Below are 24935 nucleotides of genomic sequence, written 5' to 3'. Positions count from 1 at the left end.
AGGCGGTGGGCTCAGCGGCCCGCCGCCTCCAGCAGGCGCAACCACACCTCGCTCAGCGTCGGGTACGACGGCACGGCGTGCCACAGGCGCGAGAGCGGGACCTCCCCCACGACCGCGACGGTCGCGGCGTGCAGCATGTCCGCCACGTCCGGGCCGACGAACGTGGCACCCAGGACGACGTCGCGCGCCACGTCCACGACGAGCTGCACCCGGCCCTCGTAGCCCTCGGCGGTCACGCTCGCGCCACCGAGGCCACCGAGCTCGTACGCGAGCACCTCGACCTCCAGGCCGTCGCGCTGCGCCTGGTCGTGCGTCCGGCCCACCCAGGCCACCTGGGGGCGCGTGAACACCACCTGCGGCACGGCCGCGACGTCCGCCGTCGCGCGGTAGCGGGACCACGGCGCGGCCTGCGCCTCCGCCTGCCGGGACAGGCCGCGGCCGCCACGACCGGGCTGCCCCTCGGCGGCAGGACGCGGGTCGAACCGGGCGGCGATCACGTCACCCACGACGCGGGCGTCGTACTTGCCCTGGTGCGTCGTGGCGGTGCGGCCGGTGACGTCCCCGGCGGCGAACAGCCACCCGCCGTCGACACCCGTGACCTGGAGCCGGTCGTCCACCTCGAGCGCGTCCCCGGGACGCAGCCCCAGGGTCTCGAGACCGAGGTCGTCGGTGGCCGGCCGGCGTCCCGTCGCGACGAGCACCTCGTCGACCGTCAGACGCTCCGTCTCGTCGCCGTGGCGCCCCGCCGTCGAGCGCCGCTCGACGACGAGTCGCACCTCGTCCCCGTCGCGGACGGCCGACGTCACGGACGTACCGAGCAGGACCCGCACACCGCGGTCGGTCAGGGCACGCGCGACGGCCTCTCCCGCGAACGGCTCGGCCGCAGCCAGCAGGCGCCCGCCGCGCACCAGCACGGTCACCTCGCTACCGAGGTCCGCGAAGGCGGTCGCGAGCTCGGTGGCGACCACGCCACCGCCGACGACCGCCAGCCGGGGCGGCACCCGGTGCGTGGAGGTCGCCTCGCGGCTCGTCCACGGCCGCACGTCCGCGAACGTCCCGGGGACCACGGGGACGGAGCCGGTCGCGACGACCACGGCGCGACGGGCCGTGACGGTGCGGACCGTGCCGTCGACGCCCTCGACGACCAGGGCGCGCGGAGCGGTGAAGCGCGCGCGGCCACGCAGCAGCGTCAGGCCTGCACCCTCGAGCCAGGCGACCTGACCCGTGTCGTCCCAGTGCGCGGCCACCTCGTCACGCCGCACGAGCACGGCTGCGGGGTCGATGCGGCCCGTGACCGCGGCTGCCGCCCCCGGCACGGCCCGCGCGGCGGCCAGCACGTCGCCCGGCCGCAGCAGCGCCTTCGACGGCATGCAGGCCCAGTAGGAGCACTCGCCCCCGACCAGTGCGGGCTCCACCACGGCGACGCTCAGGCCGGTGCGCGACGCCCTGTCGGCCACGTTCTCGCCCACGGCCCCGGCACCCAGGACCACCACGTCGTACTCGTCCGTCACCTCGGCCACGGCTCCTCCGTCCACCCGGGATGCGGTTCATCGTGGCGTGGGACGGCAGGTCGCGCGCGTCGAGCGGGCGGTGGAGCCCGGGGCGACGAGCGTCGACGGACCTTCCTGCTCAGGGAACGACGAAGCCCCGTCAGGAGGACCTGACGGGGCTTCGTGGGTGGTACGCCCCCCGGGACTCGAACCCGGAACCCGCTGATTAAGAGTCAGCTGCTCTGCCAGTTGAGCTAGAGGCGCGCGGCTCGAAGAGATTAGCAGGACGACGGGGTGCGGGCGAACCCGATCGGCACCCAGCGGTCGCTCTGTGACGACGCTCACGCGCCGGCAGCGTCGCCGTCCGTCGACGGCGACCACCAGGGCTCGTCCGGGAGCCCCTCGTCGGCCAGGAGCTCGGCCGAGGTCTCGCCCGTCGGACGCAGCAGGTCGACCAGCAGCGTCAGGGGGACGTGCTCGGCCAGCAGCTCCTGCGCGTGCTGCGCGGTGTCGACGCCCAGGACGACGACCGACTCGTCCGGACCGATCGACGCGGGCTCCGGGGTCCTGCCGGCGTCGATCGGCAGATGGCGCTCGTGCATCGTCGACTCCGTCTCACGCGGTGGTCAGGCCCTCGTCCCGACCTGTCCCCCGGAAGATACGCCGCCCGGCTGGGAACGAGCGAGCCCCGACCGTCCCGCTCGGCGGGCGCGGCACCCCTCACAGGTACAGGCCGGTGCCCTCGATCCCGGCGCGGGGGTCGGCGACGCCGTGCACGTCCTTCTCCCGCAGGAGCAGGTACGTCCGCCCGGACAGCTCCACCTCGGCGCGGTCCTCGGGGTCGAACAGGACCCGGTCCCCCACCTGGACCTGCCGGACGTGCTCACCCGCGGCGACGACGCCGGCCCACGCCAGCCGCTTGCCCATCGCGGCCGTCGCCGGGATGAGGATGCCCCCACCCGTGCGGCGCTCGGGCGCGTCGGCGTCCAGCTCGACCAGCAGGCGGTCGTTGAGCATCCGCAGGGGCAGGTCGCGTCCGGTCCCGGGGGTCTCGCTCGGTGCACTCACGTCCTCGACGCTACCCCGCGGCGATCTAGGCTGACGCTCGTCGCCCCCACCCCCGACCCCGCAGGAGTGCACCGTGCCCCGCCTCGCCGTCGGAGAGCCCGCTCCCGACCTCACGCTCCCGACCGCCACCGGTGACCAGGTGTCCCTCCGGGACCTCCGCGGCCGCTCGGTCGTCGTCTACTTCTACCCCGCCGCCGCCACCCCCGGGTGCACCACGCAGGCGTGCGACTTCCGTGACTCGCTGGCCTCGCTGACCGCCGCCGGCTACACCGTGCTCGGCGTCTCGCCGGACCCCGTCGACAAGCTCGCGACGTTCGCGCAGGACCAGGCGCTCACCTTCCCCCTCCTGTCGGACCCCGACCACGACGTCATCGAGGCCTGGGGCGCGTGGGGCGAGAAGACGAGCTACGGTCGCACGTCCACCGGCGTGATCCGCTCCACGGTGGTCGTCGACCCCGACGGCACGGTCGCGCTCGCGCAGTACAACGTGCGCGCCACCGGCCACGTGGCCAAGCTGCGGCGCGACCTCGGCATCGACTGACGACCGCCCCAGGCGACTGGCACGCGTGCCAGACTCGGGGCGCACGCGGGAGTGGTGAAACGGCAGCCACGCCAGGTTTAGGTCCTGGTGCCCGCAAGGGCGTGCGGGTTCGACTCCCGCCTCCCGCACGACGACGGCGGGGTCGGGGCGCGTGCGCCCCGACCCCGCCGTCCTGCACGGCTCAGCGGAACGGCAGCTCCAGCACCGAGTCGCGTGCGGTCACGACCGTCGGCGCGCTGCCGATCGCGTTCCACAGAGCGACACGCACGGTGCCGCCGCGCAGGTCACCCAGCGTGCCGGTGGCACGGTCCAGACCGACGGTCTGCGTGTACCGCTCGGTACCCGGGACCGGGTCGGTCGCGAAGTACCGGTACACCTCGACCCGGTCCCACGTGCCGTCGCCCGTGAGGTCGTACTGCACCGACACCCGCGTGCCGTTGCCGACGTGGCTCCCGGCGTCGAGCCCGACGTCGAAGGCCGTCGACCCACCGGTCGCGGTCGCCGTCAGTCCCCTGGCCTGCAGCACGACCGCGCCACTCGGCTCCGTCGCGGTGTCGACCCCGCGGGCCGGCGCCAGCTGGATCGTCCCGGGCTGACCCGGCGCCGGCACGAGCGTGCCGTTCCCGCCGAACGCGAGCAGGAGACCCCGCGACGGGTCGGGCTTCGGGCTCGTCGTCGGCTTGGGGCTCGCCGTCGGGTTCGGGCTCGTCGTCGGCTTCGGGCTCGTCGTCGGCTTCGGGCTCGCCGTCGGCTTCGGGCTCGTCGTCGGCTTCGGGCTCGTCGTCGGCTTCGGGCTCGCCGTCGGCTTCGGGCTCGCCGTCGGCTTCGGGCTCGTCGTCGGCGATGCCGGACCGCCGACCGCCCCGCCACCGGACCAGGTGTACGCGCCGGTGGTCACCGTGCGGCCGGCGGGCACCTCGAGACGCGTCCCGTCGCTGAACCGCACCGTGAGCGCCTGCGACGTCACGTTCGCTGCCACGTACGTGCGCCGGCCGTCCTCGACGAACACGGCCGAGAGCGGGCTCGACCCGTGCACCGTCGTGTCCAACGTCCCCAGGGCCGCGAGGTTGGCGACCCAGTGGTACGTGTGCACCCGCGACTCGCCCTCCTCCACCGCGTAGCCCGGGTCGGCCTCCAGCAGGCGGAGCGCCTCGTCGCCGTCACCGAGGGCGAGGTAGCTCCACAGGATGTCCTGCCACACCGACGGCTTCCCGCCGTTCACGTCGACGAGCTCGGCGTAGTTGGCCACCACGTCGTCGGGACGCTGGCCCAGGTACAGGTGGGACCCCGTGATGGGCAGCGTGTTGATGCCCTGGATCATCTCCGGGTCGGCGGAGAACCACGTCGAGTACGTGCCCCCGTCGCCCCAGACCATGCCGAGGGTCGTGTGCCCGAAGCCCTCCGGGATCGCCCCGGCCTGGTCGAACCAGTACTCCTGGATCGCGGCGGCCTGCGTCGCGTAGAGGTACGCACCGGCGTCCCGCACGGCCGTGTCCCCGGTCGCCTCGCCCCACTGCACGAGCGCGCCGGCGAAGTTCTGCCCCTCGGAGCTGGACTCCTGGTTGTTGCCGGCGGCGAACGCGCCGTGACCCGACGCCCAGTCGTGGCCGGCGTAGATGTCGAAGTCACGCAGGTACGGGAACCGGGTCTCGTCCCGGTCGTAGCCGTTGGCGTCGCGGATCAGCAGGTCCACCATCCCGCCGTACTGCTCGTCGGAGGCCCACTGCGGGTCGAACCGAGCGAGCGTCGCCGCGGCCGCGACGAAGTAGCCGTAGTGGAAGTGGTGGTCGTTGAGCTCGGTGTCGGAGCCGTACGAGGCCGGGTAGCCGATGAGGGTGCCCCAGCGCCCGTCGTAGGCGAAGACCTGCTCGCTCTTGCCCGGGGTCGCGGTGAACCAGTCGGTGAGGGTGTCCCGGACCAGCCCGAGGGTCCTGTCGCGCACCTCGGTCTCGCCCAGCTGGTCGGCGATCTCGATGATCCGGGTGGCACGCCCCAGCGCCTTGCCGGTCCAGTAGGTGTCGGCCCGCAGGATCGGCAACGGGTCGGCGGCGGCCTCGGCGAGGAGCCGGTCGAGCGTCGCACGGCCGGCGCCGGTCGACGTGGCGACGGCGGGGATCTCCGGCAGGATCCCGGTGAACGGGGTCGCGGTCGTGAACGACGTCGTCCCGGCGTAGGCGGCCATCGTGCCGCGCGGGCTGGGGTAGGTCGCGTCGAGCTCGGCACCGTCGACGTCGGTCAGGTACCGCTGCTGGTGCGGGTACAGCGCGACGACCGCGCCGTCGGCGTAGCCCTCCAGCGGCGTGGTCCCGATCTCGTAGGTCGTGCGGACGACGGCGTCCTCCGCGTCGTAGTCGTAGGTCGCGACAGTGCTCGTGACCTCGGCGAACGCGGACCCGGCGACGGCGTCCAGCGCAGCGGCCCGCTCGGCGTCGGTCGCGTCCGCGTCCGTCGCGAGTGCCGTGACGGCGAGGTAGCCCTGCCCGGCGAGCGAGGACCGCAGCGTGGACCCCGAGACCTGCCACGAGGAGCCCGACGGCGCGAACGCGGCGTAGTCGTGACCGTTCGCGGTGAACCCGAGCGTCGCGCCGCCGCGTTCCCAGACGCGGACGTCGTGCTGGGAGGTCAGCAGCGCGTCCCCGCCCTCGAGGTGGTACCAGGAGGTGGGCAGGCCGTGCCCGATGGTCGCGCGCATGCTGCGCGTCCCGTCGGACCACGACGGCGTCACCGTCCAGTCGGTCCAGCCCGCGACCTGCACGGTCGGCGCGTCGAGCCCGGCGACGCCGACGACGACGTCCTGCACGAACGTGAAGTGGAACTCACCGATCCCGCCCGGCGTGCCGGACAGCGTCGCCTCGCGCGGTGTCGACAGGCCGAGGCCGCCGGGCGTCGGCTGGTACGACGCCGGGTGCGCGTGCAGCGGCTCGCTCATCCGGCAGTCGAGCCGCTTGTAGAGCAGCGAGGACCACCAGTCGTTCGTCGGCAGCGGCCCCTGCGGTGCGTCGTCCGTGAGGGCCGCGCGGGGGTCGGCCTCGACGGAGTCGCAGCCCTCGGGCGTCGGGCCGACGGGCGTAGCCGCGTAGCTGCCGGCGCCCACGTCGACGACGCCGTCGGCGGCCGTCGAACGGTCTCCGGGCACGACCACCAGGGCCCCGGCGACGGCCACGGCGAGGGCGGCGCCGGCCGCCACCCGACGGCGCGACCACGGTCCCGGCACCGTGTTCAGGGCATGCTGAATCAGGGACCCCTGTGGGGTCCGGAATCGTGTTGACATGGCTCGTAGCCCCCAGGCGACCACCAGGCGCGACGCGCACGCCGGGTGTCACCCTGTCTCAACGGTGCACGTGCTCCATTGCCGTGCGCCGTGACGCGCCCCGCGCGGCCCCCGTTGGTCGCGCTGCGGTGGGTGCGTTCTGGACACCACGTTAACATCGCGTTGACACGCGTCAACTCGAACGGCGGAGGACCCCGTGGGGCCCTCCGCCGCACCGGTGCCGGGGGTGTCAGACCTCCGCGTGGCGCTCCGCGATCTTGGCGCGCACGTCGTCCATGTCGAGCTCCTTGACGGCCGTGACGACCTGCTCGAGCGACGGTGCCGGCAGCGCACCGGCCTGGTTGAACACGAGGACGCCGTCCCGGAACGCCATGAGCGTCGGGATCGAGCTGATCTGCAGCTCCGCGGCCAGCTGCTGCTCGGCCTCGGTGTCGACCTTCGCGTGAAGGATGTCGGGGTGCTGCTCGCTCGACGCCTCGAAGACAGGGCCGAACATGCGGCACGGTCCGCACCACGACGCCCAGAAGTCGACCAGGACGATGTCGTTGTCCTTGATCGTGTCGGCGATCGTCTCGGCGGTCAGCGTGGTGGTGGCCATGTGTCTCTCTCCATCCTGCAGGGTTCCCCGCGTACAGCGCCCGCCCGCTCCGGGCTATTCCCGCGCGCGTCCCCGCCGCGAGGCGATGCGGCCCCGCGGGCCCCGACGAGGTAGAACTGCACGGTGACCGCGTCCGCCGAGTTCCCCCCTCGCCCCGAGCGACCTGCCGGCTGGCTGTCCGCCGAGCAGATCACGACCGCCCGCGCCCAGCTGCCGATCCTGTACGTCGACGCGGTGCCGGTGCGCGTCGACGAGTCCGGGGACGTCGTCGCCGTCGGCCTGCTGCTGCGCGTGACGCGCGAGGGGGTCATGTCCCGCGCACTCGTCTCGGGCCGCGTGATGTACCACGAGCGCGTCCGCGACGCGCTGCTGCGCCACATCGAGAAGGACCTGGGCCCGGTCGCGCTGCCGCAGGTGCCGGCGTCGCCGCAGCCCTTCACGGTGGCCGAGTACTTCCCGACGCCCGGCGTCACGCCGTACCACGATCCACGGCAGCACGCGGTCTCGCTCGCGTACGTCGTGCCCGTGACCGGCGACTGCCGCCCTCAGCAGGACGCGCTCGACCTGGCCTGGCTCACGCCCGAGGAGGCGTGCACCGAGGCCGTGCAGGTCGAGATGAACGGCGGGCAGGGTCTCCTGCTGCGCCAGGCGATGGCGTGGGCCGGCCGCCTGCCGTGACGGGCGCCCCGGGCGCGGTGGGCGACACGGCGACGACACGCCGCGACACCACCGCCCGGGTCCTGCACGGCGTGGTCGCCGCGTGCGCGGTGGCAGGCGTCGGCATCGAGGTCGCACGTGCGCTCGCCGCGGGTGACGCGGCGAGCGCCCAGCGGCTCGTCCGGCTCGTCGGCTACTTCACGATCTGGACGAACGTGCTGGTCGCGGGCGTGTCGACGCTGCTGGTGATCCGCCCCCGGCACGACGGGCCCGTGTTCCGCGCACTGCGCCTCGACACCCTCCTGTTCGTCGTCGTCACCGCCGTGACCGCGCACCTCGTGCTGGCGCCGTACACCGCGCAGGACCTCGCAGGGCGCCTCGCCGACGTGCTCACCCACACGGTCGTCCCGCTCGCGACGGTCGTGGTGTGGGCCGCCGTCGGACCACGTCCCCGCATCGCGTGGCGCACGTGCGCCGACGCCCTGCTGCTGCCCGCGGTCTGGCTCGTCTGGACCTTCGTGCGCGGGCCGGCCCTGGGCTGGTACCCCTACCCCTTCCTCGACGCCGAGCGCCTGGGGACGGCGCGGGCACTCGCCGGGGCGGGCGTGGTCGTCGCGCTCGGGACGCTGCTCGGTGCCGTGCTGCGCGGCGTCGACCGCACCCTGCCCAACGCGCCGCGCTGACGGCCGCGCGCCCTGTCACCCGCCGAGGTCACCCGCCGAGGTCGAGGTGCGGCCAGTCGGCCAGGTCGGCGCGCAGCTGGCGGTCGTGCGTGGCGACGACCACGGCGGCCGACGTGGCGCGCAGCGCCGCCGTCAGCTCGTCGACGAGCCCGACCGACAGGTGGTTGGTCGGCTCGTCGAGCACCAGCACGTGGGGCGCTGCCAGGAGCGCGCACGCCAGGTCGAACCGGCGCCGCTGGCCGATGGAGAGCTCGCTCAGGGGACGCTCGAGGTCCGCCTCGGACAGCAGGCCGAGAGCGGCCACCGGGACGAGCGCATCCGGGTCCAGCGCACCTGCGTCGAGCAGGTCGAGGGCGTGACGCGCGTAGGCGTCGAAGGCCGTCGGTGACGGACCGCCCGACGCCGGGGCCCGCTCGCCCGGGCCCTCCTGGGCGAGCACCCCCCACCGCACGCCCGGCGCGACCGTCCGGGTCCCCCGGTCCAGGCCGACACCGCCCACGAGCGCCGCGAGCAGCGTCGACTTGCCGGCGCCGTTCGCGCCCGTGACGAGGAGGCGGCCCGCGGGCATGACGTCGACGCGGCGCCCGGGCAGGTCCAGGCGTGCCGCGACGCGCGGTCCCCGCACCTCGAGCAACGGGCCGCCGGGGTAACCGGGCGGCACGGACGGCAGGTCGGGGAAGTGCAGAGCCGGCGGAGGCACCGGCACGTCCACCGCCTGCGCCTCGAGCCGCTCGATCAGCCGGTCGGCCGCCTTCACGTGCTGCCGGGCACGCGTGCCGCGACGGTGCTTCTGCGAGCCCTTGGGCGGGCGCCACTCGTCCGAGAGCCCCTCGTACGACGCGTCGAGCCGCTCCGCCAGCACCCGTGCGCGCTTGCGCTCGGCCCGGTAGCGGGCGCGCCAGCGGCGCAGCATCTGGTCGCGCGCGAAGCGGTAGTCCGCGTAGCGCGCCGCGCCGTACAGCACCGGCCGGCCGTCCATCGACGGGTCCATGTCCAGCACGGCCGTCATCACGTCGTCGAGCAGCCGGCGGTCGTGAGTGACGATGACGAGACCACCGGTCCACGCCCGCAGCTGTGCCGTCAGGTGCGCGACGCCACCCTCGTCGAGGTGGTTGGTGGGTTCGTCGAGCAGCAGCAGGTCGGCCCGCTCGGCGAGCCGGCACGCCAGCCGCACCCGGTACCGCTCGCCCACGCTCAGCTCGGCGAGCCGCCGGTCCCGGTCCCGGGGCGCCTGCAGGCGCGAGAGTCCCTCGTCGACGCGTCGGTCCACGTCCCAGGCGGCGAGGTGCTCGTAGCGCGCGATGGACGCCGACAGCGCCGCGACGTCGCCCCCGTCGTGGTCGAACGCGTCGATGACGGCCTGCAGGTCGGCCGCAGCGGCGCGGGCGGCGTCGGCGGTCGCGTCGATGAGCGTGCCGACCGTGTCCTCGTCGGCGACCGCCAGGTCCTGCTCGACGACGGCGAGGGTGCCGTGCCGACGCACCGTGCCCTCCTGCGGGTGCAGGCGCCCGGCGAGCACGCCGAGCAGCGTCGTCTTGCCGGCCCCGTTCTCCCCGACGAGCCCGACGCGGTCACCCGGCGCGACCGTGAGGTCGAGCCGGTCCAGGATGCGCCGGCCCGGGTAGCCGAACGTCACGGCCTGCGCGACGAGCTGCACGTCACCGGGCCGGGGAGACACCGCCGCGCTCATGCGCGCAGCGCCGCCACCAGGTGCGGCACGAGCGCGCGGAACGCCTGCCCGCGGTGGCTGATCGCGTTCTTCTCTGCGGGCGTCAGCTCGGCGCACGTGCGCGTGTCCCCCAGCGGCACGAGCACCGGGTCGTAGCCGAAGCCGTGCTCGCCACGCGGCGCAGCGGCCAGGGTGCCCTCGAGCGTCCCGATCTCGATGTGCTCGGTGCCGTCGGGCGTGACCAGGGCGGCCGCGCACACGAACCGTGCCCGGCGGTGGGCTGGCGGCACGTCGGACAGCTGAGCGAGCAGCAGCGCGAGGTTGGCGGCGTCGTCCCCGTGGCGGCCCGCCCAGCGCGCCGAGAAGATGCCGGGCGCCCCGCCCAGGACGTCCACGCTCAGTCCGGAGTCGTCCGCGACCGCGGGCAGGCCGGTGGCCGCCGCGAGCGCACGCGCCTTGATCAGCGCGTTCTCCGCGAACGTCACGCCGTCCTCGACCGGCTCCGGTGCGTGGACGTCACCCGCACCGAGCACGGCCGCGGGGTCCAGGTCCGGCAGCGCCGGCGCGAGGATCGCGCGCAGCTCGGCGACCTTGTGCGCGTTGTGCGTGGCCAGGAGGAGCCGCGCGCCCGGGGGGACGGCGACGTGTCCGGGCGTGTCGGGGGCCGTCACGGCGCGAGACCCGGCACCGCCGCCCGCGTGGCGGTGCCGTCGCCCGCGGGTGCCGCGAGCACGGCCGCCTGCAGCGCCGCGAGCTGCGCGGTGCCCGCGACCGCGAGGTCCAGCAGCGCGTCGAGCTCGGCGCGGTCGAACGGCGCGTGCTCGGCGGTGCCCTGCACCTCGACGAACGTGCCGGCACCCGTCGTGACGACGTTCATGTCGGTCTCGGCGCGGACGTCCTCCACGTACGGCAGGTCCAGCACCGGGACGCCGTCGACGATGCCGACGCTCACGGCGGCCACGGAGTCGCGCAGCACCTGCCGCCCCGGCTTGACCAGACGCTTCTCGGTGGCCCAGGCGACGGCGTCCGCCAGCGCGACGTAGGCACCGGTGATCGCGGCCGTCCGGGTGCCCCCGTCGGCCTGCAGCACGTCGCAGTCGAGCACGATCGTGTTCTCTCCGAGCGCCGCGACGTCGATCACCGCGCGCAGCGAGCGACCCACGAGGCGCGAGATCTCGTGCGTGCGGCCCCCGACCTTGCCGCGCACGGACTCACGGTCGGACCGGCTGTTCGTCGCGCGCGGCAGCATGGCGTACTCCGCGGTCACCCAGCCCTCGCCGGACCCCTTGCGCCACCGCGGGACGCCCTCGGTGAACGACGCGACGCACAGCACCTTGGTGCCGCCGAACTCCACGAGCACCGAGCCCTCACCCGCGTCGAGGAACCTTCGCGTGATCGTCACGGGCCGCAGCTCGTCGGCCCGCCGCCCGTCGCTCCGTACGACGGCAGCTGTGCTCGCCCCGACTCCCGCGACCGCCCCGACACCTGCACCCGAACCACCGGCACTCACCATGCCCACGACCCTACGTGGACCCGGGACCGCCCCCGAACCACGCCCACCCCCACGCCCCACCCGACCCTTCCGCCTCCCGCGCCCGCAGGCCGGCCCGCGGCGCGCACGCGGCAGCGAGGACGGCACGGGGCGGGGGTGGGGTCAGAGGGGGTAGGTGGCGCCGGGGGCGGCGAGGGTCACGGGACCGTCGTACACGGCCTGCGCCTCCGCCAGGGCGACCGCGGGGTCGTTCCACGCGGGGACGTGCGTCAGGACGAGCGAGCGTGCCCCGCCGCGGGCGGCCGCCTCGCCGGCGCGGCGTCCCGTGAGGTGGATGCCACGCACGTGGTCGTCGCGTCCCTCGACGAACGCGGCCTCGGCGAGCAGGAGGTCCGCGCCGGTGGCCAGGTCGTCCAGCCCGGGGGACGCGTCGGTGTCGCCGCTGTAGGCGAGCGTGACGCGCCGGGAGGGGTCGCTCTCCGACGGCCCGGTGACCCGGACGCCGAACGCCGGCACGGGGTGGTCGACGGGCACGGCCTCGAGCGTGAGCGGGCCGACGACGACCTGCTCGCCCGCGCGCCACACCCGGACGTCGAACTGCTCCCCGGTGTCGGCGGCCAGGTCGTCGCCGGACATGTGCCCGAGCCGCTCGCGGGTGCCCTCGGGCCCGTGGACCGCCACCGGCGGCAGCGCGCCACCGGGGCGGTAGCGCCGGTACACGCCCAGGACGGCCATGTCGGCGACGTGGTCGGCGTGCAGGTGCGAGAGCGCGACGACGTCGAGCGCGGCGGGGTCGCCCCAGCGCTGCAGCGCGCCCAGCGCACCGTTGCCCAGGTCGAGCAGCGCGGACCAGGTGCGCCCGGCGGCGTCCTCCGCCTGCACCAGGTACGACGACGCCGCCGAACCCGGCCCGGGGAACGACCCCGCGCACCCCAGCACGACCAGCCTCATCGCAGCGCCCCCCGCGGCTCGACCGACTCGACCTCGGGTCCCAGGAAGCGGCGCGCCAGCGTGGCGAACGACCTGGGGTCGCCCGTCGCGAGGAACCGGTGCGCCGCCGGTCCCTGGTCGGGGTCGCGCTCGAGGTCGTGCGCGACCAGCGTCCGGTAGACGTCCTTGGCGGTCTCCTCGGCGCTCGACACGAGCGTGACCTGGTCCCCCATGACGTAGGAGATGACGCCGGTCAGCAGCGGGTAGTGCGTGCAGCCCAGGACGAGCGTGTCGACGCCCGCCTCGCGGACCGGGTCGAGGTACTCGTGCGCCGTCGCGAGCGCGTCGGGCCCCGACGTCACGCCGGCCTCGACCAGCTCGACGAACCGCGGGCACGCCCGCGAGGTCAGCTCCACGCCGGCGACCGCGAACGCGTCGTCGTAGGCGCGCGAGTCGATCGTCGCCCGCGTGCCGATGACGCCGATGCGTCCGTTGCGCGTCGCGGCGACCGCACGGCGGGCCGCCGGCAGCACGACCTCGACGACGGGCAGCCCGCGCCGCAGCGTGTACCGCTCGCGCGCGTCGCGCAGCACCGCGGCGGACGCGCTGTTGCACGCGATGACCAGCATCTTGACACCCGCGTCGACGAGGTCGTCCATGATCTCCAGCGCGTGCGCGCGCACGACCGCCAACGGCTTGGGACCGTACGGGCCGTTGAGGGTGTCGCCGATGTACAGCGTGGACTCGTGCGGCAGCTGGTCGAGGATCGACCGCGCCACGGTCAGGCCCCCGACACCGGAGTCGAAGATGCCGATGGGGGCGTCGCTCACGCGACCGAGACTAGCCGCCGGACCGCCCGCGTCCCGCGCCGCCACCCTGCGGTGCGGCGAGCATCACAGCCAGCAGCGACTCCTGCAGCCACGACAGGGCGCCGTAGACCGACGCCAGGTAGGCCCGCACGTCGTCCTCGTCCTCCGCCGCCAGGCCGTCGTACAGCGCCTCGGAGTCCGCGTCCGTGCGCAGCTCGAGGCGCTCGCCCAGCACGAGGCGCAGGTCGGTCAGGGTGGCGGCCACCTCGTCCGCAGCCTGCGGCGAGACGACCAGGGCGTGCTCGGGCCAGCCCGGCTCCCCGTGCACGAGCGACGTCCACAGCGTCCGCAGGCGCGCGATCTTGCGGGCCCGCAGGTCGTCCTCGGTGAGCCGGCGGAACTCGCCGGCGACCTCCGGGTCGTCCCGCGACGCGTCGGGCAGGAGGCGGCGCACGGCCGGGTCCTGCGGGGGCGGCACGGGCGCGGTGCGCAGCGACCAGCCCTCGGGCGCGCCCGGGTGGGCGGGCGAGGACGCCCCCGCGCGGGGCCCGTCCTCGAACCTGCCGGCGCCGAGCAGCTCGGCGACGTCCGCCACGACGGACGCGACGACGGCCCGCTCCCCCGCGTCCAGCCCCGCGACGAACTGCCCCTTCTGCCGACGGAACGCGCGCATCACTGCCCGCCGCGCTGCATGGTGGCCCACAGCCCGTAGGAGTGCATGGCCTGCACGTCGACCTCCATCGCCTCGCGGTTGCCGGTCGAGACGACCGCGCGACCCTCCTCGTGCACCTGGTGCATGAGGCGGTCGGCCTTCTCGCGCGGGTAGCCGAAGTGGGTCTGGAACACGTACGTGACGTACGACATGAGGTTGACGGGGTCGTTCCAGACGATCGTCACCCACGCGTCGGCGGTGGACGTCGCCTCGTCCACGTGGGGACGCGTGTCAGGAGCGGTCGTCGCGGGCACGACGACAACTGTAGGCCGCGGCGCACGGGCCGCCGGGTGCCGCACGTGGGTCCGGACTACGTTGGCGCCATGACGGACACGAGCGCCCCCGCGCCCACCCCGACCACCGCTGCCGTGGCCGCGGTCGGCTCCGGCAGCACCGCGCTGCTCACCGACCGCTACGAGCTGACCATGCTGCAGGCGGCGCTCGCCGACGGCACGGCGCACCGGCGCTGCGTCTTCGAGGTGTTCACCCGACGGCTGCCCGCGGGACGCCGGTACGGGGTGCTGGCGGGCACGGGCCGCCTGCTGGAGCAGCTCGCAGCCTTCCGGTTCGGGACGCCGGAGCTCGACTGGCTGGCCGACGAGCGCGTCGTCGACGACGCGACCCTCGCGTTCCTCGCGGACTACCGCTTCACCGCGGACGTCGTCGGCTACGCCGAGGGCGAGGTCTTCTTCCCGCAGTCGCCGGTGCTCGTCGTCGAGGGCACCTTCGCGCAGGCCGTGCTCATCGAGACCCTCGTGCTGTCCGTCCTCAACTACGACTCGGCGGTGGCGTCGGCGGCGTCCCGCATGACGAGCGCGGCCGTGGACCGCCCGTGCCTCGAGATGGGGGCGCGGCGCGCGCACGAGGACGCCGCCGTGGCGGCCGCACGCGCCGCGGTCGTCGCGGGCTTCGCGGCCACGTCGAACCTCGAGGCCGGCCGCCGCTACGGGCTGCCCACCATCGGCACCGCGGCCCACGCGTTCACCCTGCTGCACGACGACGAGGAGGCGGCGTTCGCGTCGCAGGTGCGCTCGCACGGTCCGGGCACGACGCTGCTGGTCGACACCTACGACGTGCGTCGCGGGGTCGAGCGCGCGCTCGCCGCGGCCGGGACCGGGCTCGGTGCCGTCCGCCTGGACTCGGGCGACCTGGGCGTGCTCGCGCACGAGGTCCGGGCCCAGCTCGACGCCGCCGGGGCGCGCGACACGAGGATCGTCGTCACCAGCGACCTCGACGAGCACGCCATCGCGTCGCTCGCGGTCGCGCCGGTCGACTCCTACGGCGTGGGCACCTCGCTCGTCACGGGCTCCGGTGCCCCGACGTGCGGCATGGTCTACAAGCTGGTGGCGCGTGAGGGGGCGTCCGGCGCGATGGAACCGGTCGCGAAGGCGTCGCGGTCCAAGACGAGCCTGGGCGGGCGCAAGGCCGCCGCGCGGCGCCTCGGGCGCGACGGCCGCGCCGTCGAGGAGGTGCTGGTCGTGGGACCCGACGAGCAGGTGGCCGCGTGGACCGACGCCCAGCGGCGCGAGCCGGACGCGGCGCTGCGGCCGTTGCACGTGCCCCTCGTGGTCGAGGGCGAGGTCCTGCCGGGACTCACCGCCGCCGCAGGCGTGCAGGCGGCGCGGGCGCGCCACGCCGCGTCGCGCGACGAGCTGCCCCGCGGCGCACGTCGCCTGTCGGCCGACGAGGCCGCGGTGGAGACCGTCGAGATGCGCCTGGTCTGAAGGGTGGCCCCGGGTACGGCGTCCGGGGACAGCACAGGCCGGGACGCTCATGGCGTCCCGGCCTGGTGCTGTGTGCGGCGCGACGGTCGGCGGAGGGGGGTGTCGACCGTCGCGGCTGCGCTAGATCCTCGAGCGACCGCGGCCCACCAGGCCGAGGATGAGGCTGACGACCAGCACGATGACGCCGATCCAGATGAGGAACTGGCCGATGTTGGTCGCGACGCCAAGGATGACGAGGACGACACCGACAAGGATGAGGATGAGCCAGGACGGCATGTAACACCTCTTTCGTGCGAACGCCGGCGGCACGTGGGCCGCCAGGCTCCGGGTTCGGCCCGGGGGTACCCGGACCGGGTTTGTGTCGGGGATGAGCCTGGCAGTCCCGGCCCGGTTCGGCACGCTGAACGGTCGACTTGCGCGACCGTCCAGCACTGGTATGTGGTCACGTGTCCAGTGCGCTGCCCTGCGATTTCATGCGATTCTCATCGTCCGCATGCTGAGACGGCGGCGCCCGCGTGGAGCCTCCGGGAGGTCAGCGCTTGCCGACGAACCAACCGCGCAGCATCGCGATCCGGGCCGCGAGCTGGTCCGGCGCGGCCACCGCGACCTCGGGCCCGCCGCACCGCCGGCGCAGCTCGGCGTGGACGGTCGCGTGCGGCTGACTGCTGCGCCGCGCCCACGCGCCCACCAGCTGGGCCAGCTCCTTGCGGAGCTCGGCCTGCTTGCGGTGGTCCATCACGTCGGGCTCGGCCTGCCCCCGGGCCCGCCGGGCCCCCTGCTGGTCCGCCTGCCGCTGCCGCAGGAGCGTCGTCACCTGGTCCGCGTCGAGCAGCCCGGGCAGCCCGAGGAAGTCGAGCTCCTCGTCCGAGCCGACCTCCGCGCCGGTGCCGAACTCGCCGCCGTCGAACAGGACGCGGTCGAACGACGCCTGCGCCTCGAGCGCCTCGAAGGTCCCCGCGACACCGTCCGAACCGACGGCGTCCGCGCTCTTCTCCGCACGCTCGGCGAGCGCCAGGAGGTCGGCCTCGGGGTCCTCGGAGCCGTTCGTCGGCCGGTCGAGGGCGTGGTCGCGCTCGATCTCCAGGGTGGCCGCCAGCTCGAGCAGCTGCGGGACGCTGGGCAGGAAGACGGACGCCGTCTCGCCGCGTCGACGCGCGCGCACGAACCGTCCGACGGCCTGCGCGAAGAACAGGGGTGTGGCGGTGCTGGTCGCGTACACGCCCACGGCCAGCCGGGGCACGTCCACGCCCTCCGACACCATGCGCACCGCGACGAGCCACCGGGCGTCACCCTCGGCGAACTCCTCGATCCGGTCGCTCGCGCCGTCGTCGTCGGACAGCACGACGACGGGCGACTGCCCCGTGAGGCGCGCCAGGTGCCCCGCGTACGCGCGGGCGTCGGTCTGGTCGGTCGCGATGATCATGGCGCCCGCGTCGGGGACCGTGCGGCGGACCTCCGTCAGCCGCCGGTCCGCTGCCGCGAGCACCGAGGGGATCCACTCGCCGTTGGGGTCGAGCGCGGTGCGCCACGCCTGCGACGTCATGTCCTTGGTCAGCGGCTCGCCCAGGCGTGCGGAGATCTCGTCCCCTGCCTTGGTGCGCCACCGCATGGACCCGGAGTACGACAGGAAGATGACGGGCCGCACGACGTGGTCGCGCAGCGCGTCGCCGTACGCGTAGGTGAAGTCGGCGAGCGAGCGACGGATCCCGTGCGCGTCCGGCGCATAGGTGACGAACGGGATCGGGGCGGTGTCGGAGCGGAACGGCGTGCCCGTCAGGGCGAGGCGGCGCGTCGCGCCCTCGAACGCCTCGCGGACCGCGTCACCCCAGGACAGCGCGTCGCCGCCGTGGTGCACCTCGTCGAGGATGACGAGCGTGCGCTCGGCGGTCGTGCGGGCCGCGTGGAGCGCGGGCTTGCTGGCGACCTGCGCGTAGGTGACGGCGACGCCGTCGTAGCCCGCCCCGTGCCGTCCCTGGGCGTTGGAGAAGCGGGGGTCGAGCCGGATGCCCACGCGCGCCGCGGCGTCCGCCCACTGCTTCTTCAGGTGCTCGGTGGGGGCCACGACGGTGACGCGGCGCACCGCGCGCGACTCCAGGAGCTCGGTCGCGATGCGCAGTGCGAAGGTCGTCTTGCCGGCGCCGGGCGTCGCGACGGCGAGGAAGTCGCGCGGCGAGCGCTCGCGGTAGAGGTCGATGGCCTGCGCCTGCCACGCCCGCAGACTCCCCGCGGCTCCCCACGGCGCACGCGCGGGGAACGCCGGCGGCAGCTGCTGCGCTGCCGACGTCGAGGGGTGCTGGGGGGTGTTGAGGGAGGCGACGGACCGACGGGCCGCGCTCACGCGCCGCCCGCGCCGGACCCGGAGCCGGAGCCCTTGCCCCGTCCGAAGCCGAAGAACCCGCGACCGCCTCCTCCGCCACCGCCGGAGCCGCCGTCACCGTCCTGCGGCTCGCGCAGGCCGTCGTAGACCTCCTTGCACACCGGGCACACGGGGAACTTGTTCGGGTCCCGCCCGGGCACCCAGACCTTGCCGCACAGGGCGATGACCGGCTTGCCGGTCATCGCGGACTCCATGATCTTCTCCTTGCGCACGTAGTGCGCGAAGCGCTCGTGGTCGCCCGGCTCGACCTGCTCGTCGGTCTCGGTGCGCTCGAGGAGCGAGGTGCCGCCCTGCGGGCCGAACGGGTCGTCGGGTCCTGTCGGCGGGGTCGGCTCACTCATGGCGAACATCGTACGTCGCGGGTCCGACGTCCTGGTGGCGGGCGGTCGTGTCGCGCCCCACGGTCACGGGCTTCCTCCGCGGCGATAGATGTGTCAAAGTATCGATACATTGCCCATCGGATCGGAGACCCGACGTGCGACTGCTCCTCCTCCCCCTCGTCCTGCTGCCCCTCGTGGCGCTGGCGGCCATCGTCGCGACCGTCGTCACGGCCCGCACGCCCCCGGGGGCCGGCAGCGGCCCGGAGGTCGAGACGTCGCCCGACGCGTACGCACGCGCCCGTCGCCACGCCGCGCTCGTCGCGGGACTGTCCTGGGCGGCGCTCGTGCTGGTCGCCGTGACGCTGCCGCGGACGATCCCCTTCGGGCCCGACCAGGGGGTCCTGCTCGGTGGCGCACCGGCTCTCGCGGGCCTCGTCGCGCTGCTCGTCGCGGCCGTCGGCGAGCGGACGTGGCCGCGTCCTGCCGGGGCGGTCCGGCGCGCCTCGCTCGCGCGCCGCGACGTCCGCGACGTCGCCCCGCGCGCGCTGGCCGGGACCGTCCTGGTGTGGTCGGGCGTGCTGCTGGCCGTCCTGCTCGCGACGGCGCTCAGCGCCGCCCCCGACGGGCGCTCGGTGACGGTGCGCCCGGACGCGCACTCGACCTCCGGTGCGGGCCCGTACCCCGGTGCGGCGTACGGCCTCCCGATCGCCGCGGCGGTCCTCGTGCTGCTCGTGGCGACCTACGTCACGCTGCACCTCGTCGCCTCCCGCCCCGCCGTCGCGCAGGTATCGACCGCCGACGACACCCGGCTGCGACGTGCCGGCGCGCGACGCGTCCTCGCGGCGGTGCAGCTCGTCGTCGGCGGCACGCTCGCGGGCGTGCTCCTGGTCACCGGCAACGCCCTGCGCAACGCGGCCACCTCCGGCTACGACGTCGGCGAGGGGTGGACCACGTCGACCGACCCCCTCGCGCAGGCGTTCGGCGTCGCGGGCCTGGTCGCCGCGCCGGTGGTCCTCGTCGCGACGCTCGCCATCACGGGCGTGGCCCTCGCGCGCGCGTCCCGCGCGACGGCACCGGCCGCACCGACCGTGGTGCCGGCGTGAGCGTGCACGTCGAGGTCGACCTCACCTCCCGCGTGCCGGTCTACGAGCAGGTCCGCACGCAGGTGGTCGCGCACGTCGCAGCCGGCCGGCTGCGCCCCGGCGACCGCCTGCCGACCATCCGCGCGCTCGCCACCGACCTCGGCGTCGCGCCCGGCACCGTGGCCCGGGCGTTCCGCGAGCTCGAGCTCGCGGGCGTCGTCGTCACGCGGCGACGCAGCGGGACGGTCGTCGCCGACGACGCCGCACCGGCGCACGTCACGGCGCGCCACGCCGCGGCGGCGTACGTGCGCGCCGCCCGTGCGGCCGGCCTGACCACGGACGAGGCCCTCGACCTCGTCCGCGGCGCCCTGCTCGGCTGACGCCGGGACGGCCGGCAGCGCGCCGGTGGGCCCAGGGCGTCAGAGGCCCTGCCACGGGGGCTTGTCCGCGTACGTCTCGCGGTAGTGGTCGGCGAGCTCGAGCAGGCTCGCCGCCTGCTCGTCCACGAGCACGGTGACGTGCGGGTGCAGCTGCAGCACGGTCGCAGGCCAGCGGGCGCTCACGGGCCCCTCGACGAGCTGCCGGACGGCCTGCGCCTTGCCCACCCCCGTCGCCAGCAGCACGAGGTGCCGCGCGGCAGAGATCGTCCCGAGGCCCTGCGTGAGGCAGCGCCGGGGCACCGCGTCGGCGTCGTCGCCGAAGAACCGGGCGTTGTCCTGCCGCGTCTGGCGCGTCAGCGTCTTGATGCGGGTGCGCGACGCGAGCGACGAGCCGGGCTCGTTGAACGCGACGTGGCCGTCCGTGCCGATGCCCAGCAGCTGCAGGTCGACGCCGCCCGCGCGCGCGATGGCCGCCTCGTAGGCCGCGCACGCCGCCTCCAGGTCGACCGCGAGACCGTCCGGTCCGTGCACCGCACCGGGCGGCAGGTCGACGCGCGAGACGAGATCGGCGCCGATGACGTTGCGGTACCGCTGCGGGTGGTCCGCCGGCAGGCCCACGTACTCGTCGAGCAGGAACGCCCGCGCGCCGGCGAAGGACAGCCCGCGCTCGGCGTGCCGGCGTGCGAGCTCGTCGTAGACGAGCTGCGGGCTGGAGCCCGTGGCGAGGCCGAGCACGGCGTCGGGCCGCGCGACGAGCAGCCGCTCGACCGCGTCCGCGGCCAGCCGCGCCAGCTCGTCCGGTGCTGCGATGACGACCTCCATCAGCCGATCTCCCCTCGTCCGACCAGCGCGGCGCCCACGGCACCCACCGGGACGTGCTGCGGTGCCAGGTGAACACGCTCGGCGAGTCGCAGCGACCCGAGGAACGCCGACGCCGCGGTCGCGCGCGCCAGCTCGGCGCGCACCGCGCGCAGCAGCGGTTCCCCCACGCCGCTCACCCCCCCTCCGACGACGACGGCGTCGACGTCGCACGTGAGGACCAGGATCCGCACGGCGCCGGCGACGGCCCACACGAACCGGTCGCGCACGGCGACGGCGCGCGGGTCCCCCGCGGCTGCGGCCTCGAACAGGACCAGCGGTGCCGGCCGCCCGTCGGGCGACGGCCACGCGGCGTCGAGAGCACTGCCCGACGCGTACTGCTCGAGGCACCCGCGCTGCCCGCACCCGCAGGGCAGGCCGTCGGGCACGAGCGTCAGGTGGCCGACCTCACCGGCGGCCCGGTGCGCGCCGCGCCGCAGCGTGCCGTCGAGCAGGAGACCGGCGGCGACCCCGGTCCCGAGCGCGAGGAACGCCAGGTCCCGGCGCTCCCCCGCCGGGCCGAGGGTGTGCGCGGCGCCCAGCACCGCGACGTTGAGGTCGTTCTCCACCCGCACCCGCACGCGCGCGCCGAGGGCGTCCGCGACCGCGTCGGCCATCGCGAACGGGCGGTCCACGCCGACGTTGACGGCGTGCTCGACGGTCCCCGACACGGGGTCGACGACGCCGGGCACGCCGATGCCGACGCCCGCGAGCGCCGCAGCCGGCACGTCGTGCGCGGTGGTGAGCGCCCGCACCGACGTCGTCACCGCGTCGACGAGACCGACGTGGCCGGGTCGCGTCGCGACGCGGTGCTTCCCGACCACCCGTCCCGCAGGGTCGAGCAGGACCGCGAGCACCTTGGTGCCGCCGATGTCGACGCCCACGCCCCATCCGGGTGCGCGCGGGTCGAGGTGCGCAGCGGGCACGGCCGGCCTCCCCCCCGGGATCGTGGCGTCCATGGCTCAGCCCTTGACCGCCCCGGACACCAGGCCGCCGGTCATGCGCCCCTGCACCACGAGGAAGAACACGACGACGGGGACGGCGACCAGCACGGAGCCCGCCATGAGCGCCCCCCAGTCCGTCGCCTTGGTGGCCTGCTGGAACGTGCGCAGCCACACGGGCAGCGTCATGGACTCGGGCCGGGTCATGATGATCAGCGCCATCATGAACTCGTTCCACGCCTGCAGGAAGGCGAACACGCCGGTCGCCACGAGCCCGGGTGCCAGCAGCGGGAACGTCACCTTCCAGAACGCGCGGGGCCGCGAGCAGCCGTCGATCATCGCGGCCTCCTCGAGCTCGACGGGGACCCCGTCGACGAACCCGCGCAGCGTCCAGACGGTGAACGGCAGGACGCCCGCGAGGTAGACGACACCCAGGGCGAGCACGGTGTTGAGCAGCTGCCAGGCGTCGACGAGCTGGAACACCGAGATCATCATCGCCTCGCCCGGCACCATCTGGACGACCAGGATCGAGAGCACGAACGCCTTGCGGCCGCGGAACCGGAAGCGCGTGACGGCCAGGGACGCCGCGAACGCCAGGACCATCGAGGCGACGAGCACGAGGAACGTGACCTGCAGCGAGGTGCCGAGCGCGGGGAGGAACGGCGAGCGCTCCTGGTGGAAGATCGCGGTGTCGTAGTTGCGCAGCGTGAGCCGGTCCGGCCACAGGTGCAGCTCGGGGCCCGAGATGAGGTTGGTGGGCAGCAGCGACGTGTTGAGCATCCAGTAGACGGGGAAGGCGAACGCGGCGGCGAGCAGCGCCGCGACGACGCCCCAGCCGACGGACGCCGCCGTGCGGCGCGCGGGACGGCGGCGGGCACCGACGGCCGGACGTGGCGCGGGGACCGGTGCGACGGCCGCGGGCACGGCGCCGACGGGTGCGAGGCTCACAGCTGCTCCTCCCTGATCGTCGCGCGGACGTAGTACGCGGAGATCGCGAGCATGATGATCGTGAAGATGACGGCGATGGCGCTGGCGGCGCCGTAGTGCCCCTGCGCCATGCCCATCTCGTAGATGTAGACGCCCAGAGTGCTGGTCCGGGCCTTGACGCCGCCGATGCCCTGCAGCACGAAGATCTGCGTGAAGACCTTCAGGTCCCAGATCATCGAGAGCACGATGACGACGACGTAGATGGTCCGCACGTACGGGACCTGCACGCTCGCGAACCGCTGCCGCGCGCTCGCGCCGTCGAGCTGCGCGGCCTCGAGCACCTCCCCGGGGATCTGCGTGAAGCCGGCGTACAGCGTGAACGCCACGAACGGGATGGCGCCCCACACGATGACGAGCGCCGCGACGGCGAAGAACGACAGCGGCGAGATGAGCCACGAGTGGCCCATCCAGTCGTCGCCCGTCAGCGACGTCAGGACGTGGTTGACGACGCCGTACTGGGTGTCGAAGATCCAGCCCCACACCAGCATCGCCGCGAGCGGGGGCATCGCCCAGGCCAGCAGCATGCCGATCGACAGGACGAGCCGCATGACCGGGCCGAGCCGCATGAGCAGGAGCGCGACGAGCGTGCCGGCAGTGATCGTGACGGCGACGCACACGAGCATGAACACGAAGCTGCGGGCCGTCACCGCCCAGAAGCGCTCGTCGGTCAGCGTCGCGACGTAGTTGTCCAGGCCGACGAACGGCGCGGGCACCCCGAGCAGCTGGGCGCGCTCGTACTCGTGGACCGACAGCCACAGCATGCGCACGAGCGGGTAGCCCGTGATGACGACGAGCACGGCGAGGCTCGGCGCCAGCATCAGCCACGGCAGGAGGCGGGCCGGGGTGATCACGCGCGTGGCGCGCGGCACCGGGGCGGCGTCCGGCGGGGCCGCCGGGAGCGTGGTGGAGCTCATGGGGTGTCCCTCCGTCGACGGCCGGTCGGGCCCGCGTCGCGCGGGCCCGACCGGACCTGCCGGGTCAGCCGTTGAGGATGGACTCGATCTGGGTGTCGAGCTCCGCGGCGATCGTCGGGACGTCGCCGCCCTGCGCGATCTGGACGAGCGCGTCCTGGATGACCTTCTGCGCCTCGACGTCACCCCACTTCGGCGTCGCCGGCGTGAGCTCGGCGTTGGCCGCCGCGGCGGCGGACGCCTGCGTGAACTCGTCCTGCGGCAGTGCCGACGCGAGCGACTTGCGCGCCGGGATCATCGAGTTCTCGGCGAGGATCGTCTGGTACTCCTCCGAGAGCAGGATGGTCAGGGCCTTCTTGGCGAGGTCGACGTTCGCCGACTTCGTCGCGACGGCGACGTTCGACCCGCCGGCGAAGACCTTGGCGGTCTGCCCCGCGGTGGCCCCGGGCAGGGGGAAGGCGTGCAGGTCGGCGCCGAAGGTGTCGGGGCATCCGGGTGCCTCGGCGTCGGCCGGGGCCTGGATGGACCAGCGGATCCAGTTCGGTGCGGACAGGAACGTCGTCTGCCCGGCGCAGAACGGCACCTGCAGCTCGGCCTCGTCACCGTCCTTGGGCGCGTTGGACGCGTTGACCATGAGGTCCTGCACCTGCTGGAGCCCCTTGATGCCGCCCGGGGAGGAGAACCCCGCCTCCCACGTGCCGTCGTCGTCGGGCTCCGCGATGAAGCCGCCGTTCTCCCAGACGAAGGGCAGGGCGTTGTACCAGTCCTGCCCGGGGAACCACAGGCCGGACCGGTCGGCCGTCCGCAGGGACGTGGCGGTCTGGACGTACTCCGCGAGGGTCGTGGGCACGGGTGTGCTCCCGAGGACCTGCCCGCTGTAGAACACGATGCGCGAGCCCGCGTAGTAGGGGGCGGCGTAGAGCGTGTCCTCCCAGGTGCCGGCCTTGACGAACCCGGGCAGCAGGTCGTCCCCGCCCAGGTCCTCGGCGATGTCGTCGAGGGGCGCGAAGTACCCGGCCGACGTGAACGTCGCGGCCTGCGTGTTGCCGACCTCGACGACGTCGGGCGAGTCGGAGGACGACAGCGCGGTGGTGAGCTTGTCGACGAGGCCCGTCCACGACTGCTCCTCGATCGTGAGCGTCGAGCCGGGGTTCTCCTCCTCGAAGGTCGACGTCAGGTACTCGCGTGCCACGTCAGGGGTGTCGGTGCCGACGAGCCAGACGCGGATCTCGGCGCCCTCCGTGTCGCCGGACGCCCCGTCGGAGCCGGTGCCGCCGCCGCTGGAGCACGCGGTGAGCGCGAGCGCTGACGTCAGTGCGACGGCGCCGAAACGTAGGATCTTCACGTGGGTGGTCCTCCCGTGTGCGAGGCGATCGTCGCCACGACGTCGCCGGTGGGTGGTGCTGCCGACCTGCTGGAAGGTCGGCTCGCGGTC

Annotated in this window: 26 protein-coding genes and 2 tRNA genes; 7 read left to right on the top strand and 21 right to left on the bottom strand. The window is 74.6% G+C overall.

The features are described 5' to 3' along the window. Positions 1 to 11: 11 nt before the first annotated feature. The 4 genes from KKR89_RS06525 to KKR89_RS06510 form a co-directional block, all read right to left on the bottom strand. Positions 12 to 1520 (bottom strand): dihydrolipoyl dehydrogenase family protein, encoded by a 1509-nt coding sequence (locus KKR89_RS06525; RefSeq protein ID WP_208197512.1) that lies wholly within the window; start codon positions 1518 to 1520, stop codon positions 12 to 14. A gap of 158 nt (positions 1521 to 1678) precedes the next feature. Continuing rightward, positions 1679 to 1754: transfer RNA gene (locus KKR89_RS06520), tRNA-Lys, on the bottom strand. A 77-nt stretch (positions 1755 to 1831) separates the two neighbouring features. Beyond that, entirely contained in the window at positions 1832 to 2092 is a 261-nt protein-coding gene (locus KKR89_RS06515; RefSeq protein WP_208197511.1) for a hypothetical protein, read from the bottom strand. Between the two features lie 118 nt (positions 2093 to 2210). After that, positions 2211 to 2507: a GroES family chaperonin gene (locus KKR89_RS06510; protein ID WP_243883313.1), complete on the bottom strand. Its 297-nt coding sequence runs from the start codon at positions 2505 to 2507 to the stop codon at positions 2211 to 2213. A 124-nt stretch (positions 2508 to 2631) separates the two neighbouring features. Between KKR89_RS06510 and bcp the strand changes: the two genes are divergently transcribed. Both bcp and KKR89_RS06500 read left to right on the top strand, forming a co-directional pair. Next, positions 2632 to 3099 (top strand): thioredoxin-dependent thiol peroxidase, encoded by a 468-nt coding sequence (gene bcp / locus KKR89_RS06505; protein WP_208197509.1) that lies wholly within the window; start codon positions 2632 to 2634, stop codon positions 3097 to 3099. A 45-nt stretch (positions 3100 to 3144) separates the two neighbouring features. Beyond that, positions 3145 to 3227, top strand: a tRNA-Leu gene (locus KKR89_RS06500). Between the two features lie 53 nt (positions 3228 to 3280). On the opposite strand, the gene KKR89_RS06495 is transcribed toward KKR89_RS06500, so the two are convergent. Together KKR89_RS06495 and trxA are read right to left on the bottom strand one after the other, a co-directional pair. Further along, positions 3281 to 6313, bottom strand: a complete 3033-nt coding sequence (locus KKR89_RS06495; protein ID WP_251141045.1) for a glycosyl hydrolase — start codon at positions 6311 to 6313, stop codon at positions 3281 to 3283. Positions 6314 to 6599: 286 nt separating this feature from the next. Next, complete coding sequence (trxA, locus tag KKR89_RS06490) at positions 6600 to 6968, bottom strand: thioredoxin (RefSeq protein ID WP_208197507.1); 369 nt, start codon at positions 6966 to 6968, stop codon at positions 6600 to 6602. Positions 6969 to 7091: 123 nt separating this feature from the next. Between trxA and KKR89_RS06485 the strand changes: the two genes are divergently transcribed. Beyond that, positions 7092 to 7646, top strand: a complete 555-nt coding sequence (locus KKR89_RS06485; protein WP_208197506.1) for an NUDIX hydrolase family protein — start codon at positions 7092 to 7094, stop codon at positions 7644 to 7646. After that, a complete protein-coding gene (locus tag KKR89_RS06480; RefSeq protein WP_208197505.1) occupies positions 7625 to 8308 on the top strand; it encodes a Pr6Pr family membrane protein in 684 nt (227 codons plus the stop codon). The genes KKR89_RS06485 and KKR89_RS06480 overlap by 22 nt, the downstream gene beginning before the upstream one ends. Before the next feature lie 28 nt (positions 8309 to 8336). Here KKR89_RS06480 and KKR89_RS06475 read toward each other — a convergent pair whose 3' ends face one another. From KKR89_RS06475 to clpS, 7 genes are all read right to left on the bottom strand, one after another. Beyond that, a complete protein-coding gene (locus KKR89_RS06475) occupies positions 8337 to 9998 on the bottom strand; it encodes an ABC-F family ATP-binding cassette domain-containing protein (RefSeq protein WP_208197504.1) in 1662 nt (553 codons plus the stop codon). Next, positions 9995 to 10648, bottom strand: coding sequence for an RdgB/HAM1 family non-canonical purine NTP pyrophosphatase (rdgB, locus tag KKR89_RS06470; RefSeq protein ID WP_208197503.1), 654 nt, complete (start codon positions 10646 to 10648; stop codon positions 9995 to 9997). The genes KKR89_RS06475 and rdgB overlap by 4 nt, the downstream gene beginning before the upstream one ends. Beyond that, a complete protein-coding gene (gene rph / locus KKR89_RS06465; RefSeq protein WP_208197502.1) occupies positions 10645 to 11490 on the bottom strand; it encodes a ribonuclease PH in 846 nt (281 codons plus the stop codon). Before rph ends, rdgB begins: the two co-directional genes overlap by 4 nt. Positions 11491 to 11631: 141 nt before the next feature. After that, a complete protein-coding gene (locus KKR89_RS06460) occupies positions 11632 to 12420 on the bottom strand; it encodes an MBL fold metallo-hydrolase (protein WP_208197501.1) in 789 nt (262 codons plus the stop codon). Then, complete coding sequence (murI, locus tag KKR89_RS06455; RefSeq protein WP_208197500.1) at positions 12417 to 13229, bottom strand: glutamate racemase; 813 nt, start codon at positions 13227 to 13229, stop codon at positions 12417 to 12419. The genes KKR89_RS06460 and murI overlap by 4 nt, the downstream gene beginning before the upstream one ends. 10 nt (positions 13230 to 13239) lie before the next feature. After that, positions 13240 to 13881, bottom strand: a complete 642-nt coding sequence (locus KKR89_RS06450) for a DUF2017 domain-containing protein (protein WP_208197499.1) — start codon at positions 13879 to 13881, stop codon at positions 13240 to 13242. Next, complete coding sequence (gene clpS / locus KKR89_RS06445) at positions 13881 to 14174, bottom strand: ATP-dependent Clp protease adapter ClpS (RefSeq protein WP_208197498.1); 294 nt, start codon at positions 14172 to 14174, stop codon at positions 13881 to 13883. The genes KKR89_RS06450 and clpS overlap by 1 nt, the downstream gene beginning before the upstream one ends. A gap of 69 nt (positions 14175 to 14243) precedes the next feature. On the opposite strand from clpS, the gene KKR89_RS06440 reads away from it, so the two are divergent. Next, positions 14244 to 15644, top strand: a complete 1401-nt coding sequence (locus KKR89_RS06440) for a nicotinate phosphoribosyltransferase (protein WP_255540057.1) — start codon at positions 14244 to 14246, stop codon at positions 15642 to 15644. Between the two features lie 120 nt (positions 15645 to 15764). Here KKR89_RS06440 and KKR89_RS06435 read toward each other — a convergent pair whose 3' ends face one another. The 3 genes from KKR89_RS06435 to KKR89_RS06425 form a co-directional block, all read right to left on the bottom strand. Beyond that, a complete protein-coding gene (locus KKR89_RS06435; protein WP_013116552.1) occupies positions 15765 to 15920 on the bottom strand; it encodes a hypothetical protein in 156 nt (51 codons plus the stop codon). A 256-nt stretch (positions 15921 to 16176) separates the two neighbouring features. Next, entirely contained in the window at positions 16177 to 17982 is a 1806-nt protein-coding gene (locus tag KKR89_RS06430) for a DEAD/DEAH box helicase (RefSeq protein ID WP_208197497.1), read from the bottom strand. Continuing rightward, complete coding sequence (locus KKR89_RS06425) at positions 17979 to 18362, bottom strand: DUF3039 domain-containing protein (protein WP_208197496.1); 384 nt, start codon at positions 18360 to 18362, stop codon at positions 17979 to 17981. The genes KKR89_RS06430 and KKR89_RS06425 overlap by 4 nt, the downstream gene beginning before the upstream one ends. 134 nt (positions 18363 to 18496) lie before the next feature. On the opposite strand from KKR89_RS06425, the gene KKR89_RS06420 reads away from it, so the two are divergent. Further along, the gene (locus KKR89_RS06420) at positions 18497 to 19444 is read left to right on the top strand and encodes a hypothetical protein (RefSeq protein ID WP_208197495.1); all 948 of its coding nucleotides are present in this window, start codon (positions 18497 to 18499) and stop codon (positions 19442 to 19444) included. Next, a complete protein-coding gene (locus KKR89_RS06415) occupies positions 19441 to 19803 on the top strand; it encodes a GntR family transcriptional regulator (RefSeq protein WP_208197494.1) in 363 nt (120 codons plus the stop codon). Before KKR89_RS06420 ends, KKR89_RS06415 begins: the two co-directional genes overlap by 4 nt. A gap of 39 nt (positions 19804 to 19842) precedes the next feature. Here the strand turns inward: KKR89_RS06415 and nagB are convergent, their stop codons facing one another. The 5 genes from nagB to KKR89_RS06390 all read right to left on the bottom strand — a co-directional run bounded on the left by nagB (position 19843) and on the right by KKR89_RS06390 (position 24845). Further along, the gene (gene nagB / locus KKR89_RS06410) at positions 19843 to 20625 is read right to left on the bottom strand and encodes a glucosamine-6-phosphate deaminase (RefSeq protein WP_208197493.1); all 783 of its coding nucleotides are present in this window, start codon (positions 20623 to 20625) and stop codon (positions 19843 to 19845) included. After that, complete coding sequence (locus KKR89_RS06405; protein WP_251141044.1) at positions 20625 to 21587, bottom strand: ROK family protein; 963 nt, start codon at positions 21585 to 21587, stop codon at positions 20625 to 20627. The genes nagB and KKR89_RS06405 overlap by 1 nt, the downstream gene beginning before the upstream one ends. Positions 21588 to 21623: 36 nt before the next feature. Then, entirely contained in the window at positions 21624 to 22550 is a 927-nt protein-coding gene (locus tag KKR89_RS06400) for a carbohydrate ABC transporter permease (RefSeq protein ID WP_251141043.1), read from the bottom strand. After that, positions 22547 to 23503 (bottom strand): carbohydrate ABC transporter permease, encoded by a 957-nt coding sequence (locus tag KKR89_RS06395; RefSeq protein ID WP_208197491.1) that lies wholly within the window; start codon positions 23501 to 23503, stop codon positions 22547 to 22549. Before KKR89_RS06395 ends, KKR89_RS06400 begins: the two co-directional genes overlap by 4 nt. Before the next feature lie 64 nt (positions 23504 to 23567). Then, a complete protein-coding gene (locus KKR89_RS06390; protein ID WP_208197490.1) occupies positions 23568 to 24845 on the bottom strand; it encodes an extracellular solute-binding protein in 1278 nt (425 codons plus the stop codon). Positions 24846 to 24935 lie beyond the last annotated feature (90 nt).

Source organism: Cellulomonas dongxiuzhuiae (genome assembly GCF_018623035.1).
Taxonomy (GTDB): Bacteria; Actinomycetota; Actinomycetes; order Actinomycetales; family Cellulomonadaceae; genus Cellulomonas; species Cellulomonas dongxiuzhuiae.
The sequence above is the reverse complement of the archived record's forward strand: the minus strand, read 5'-3'. Positions and strand labels throughout refer to the sequence as shown.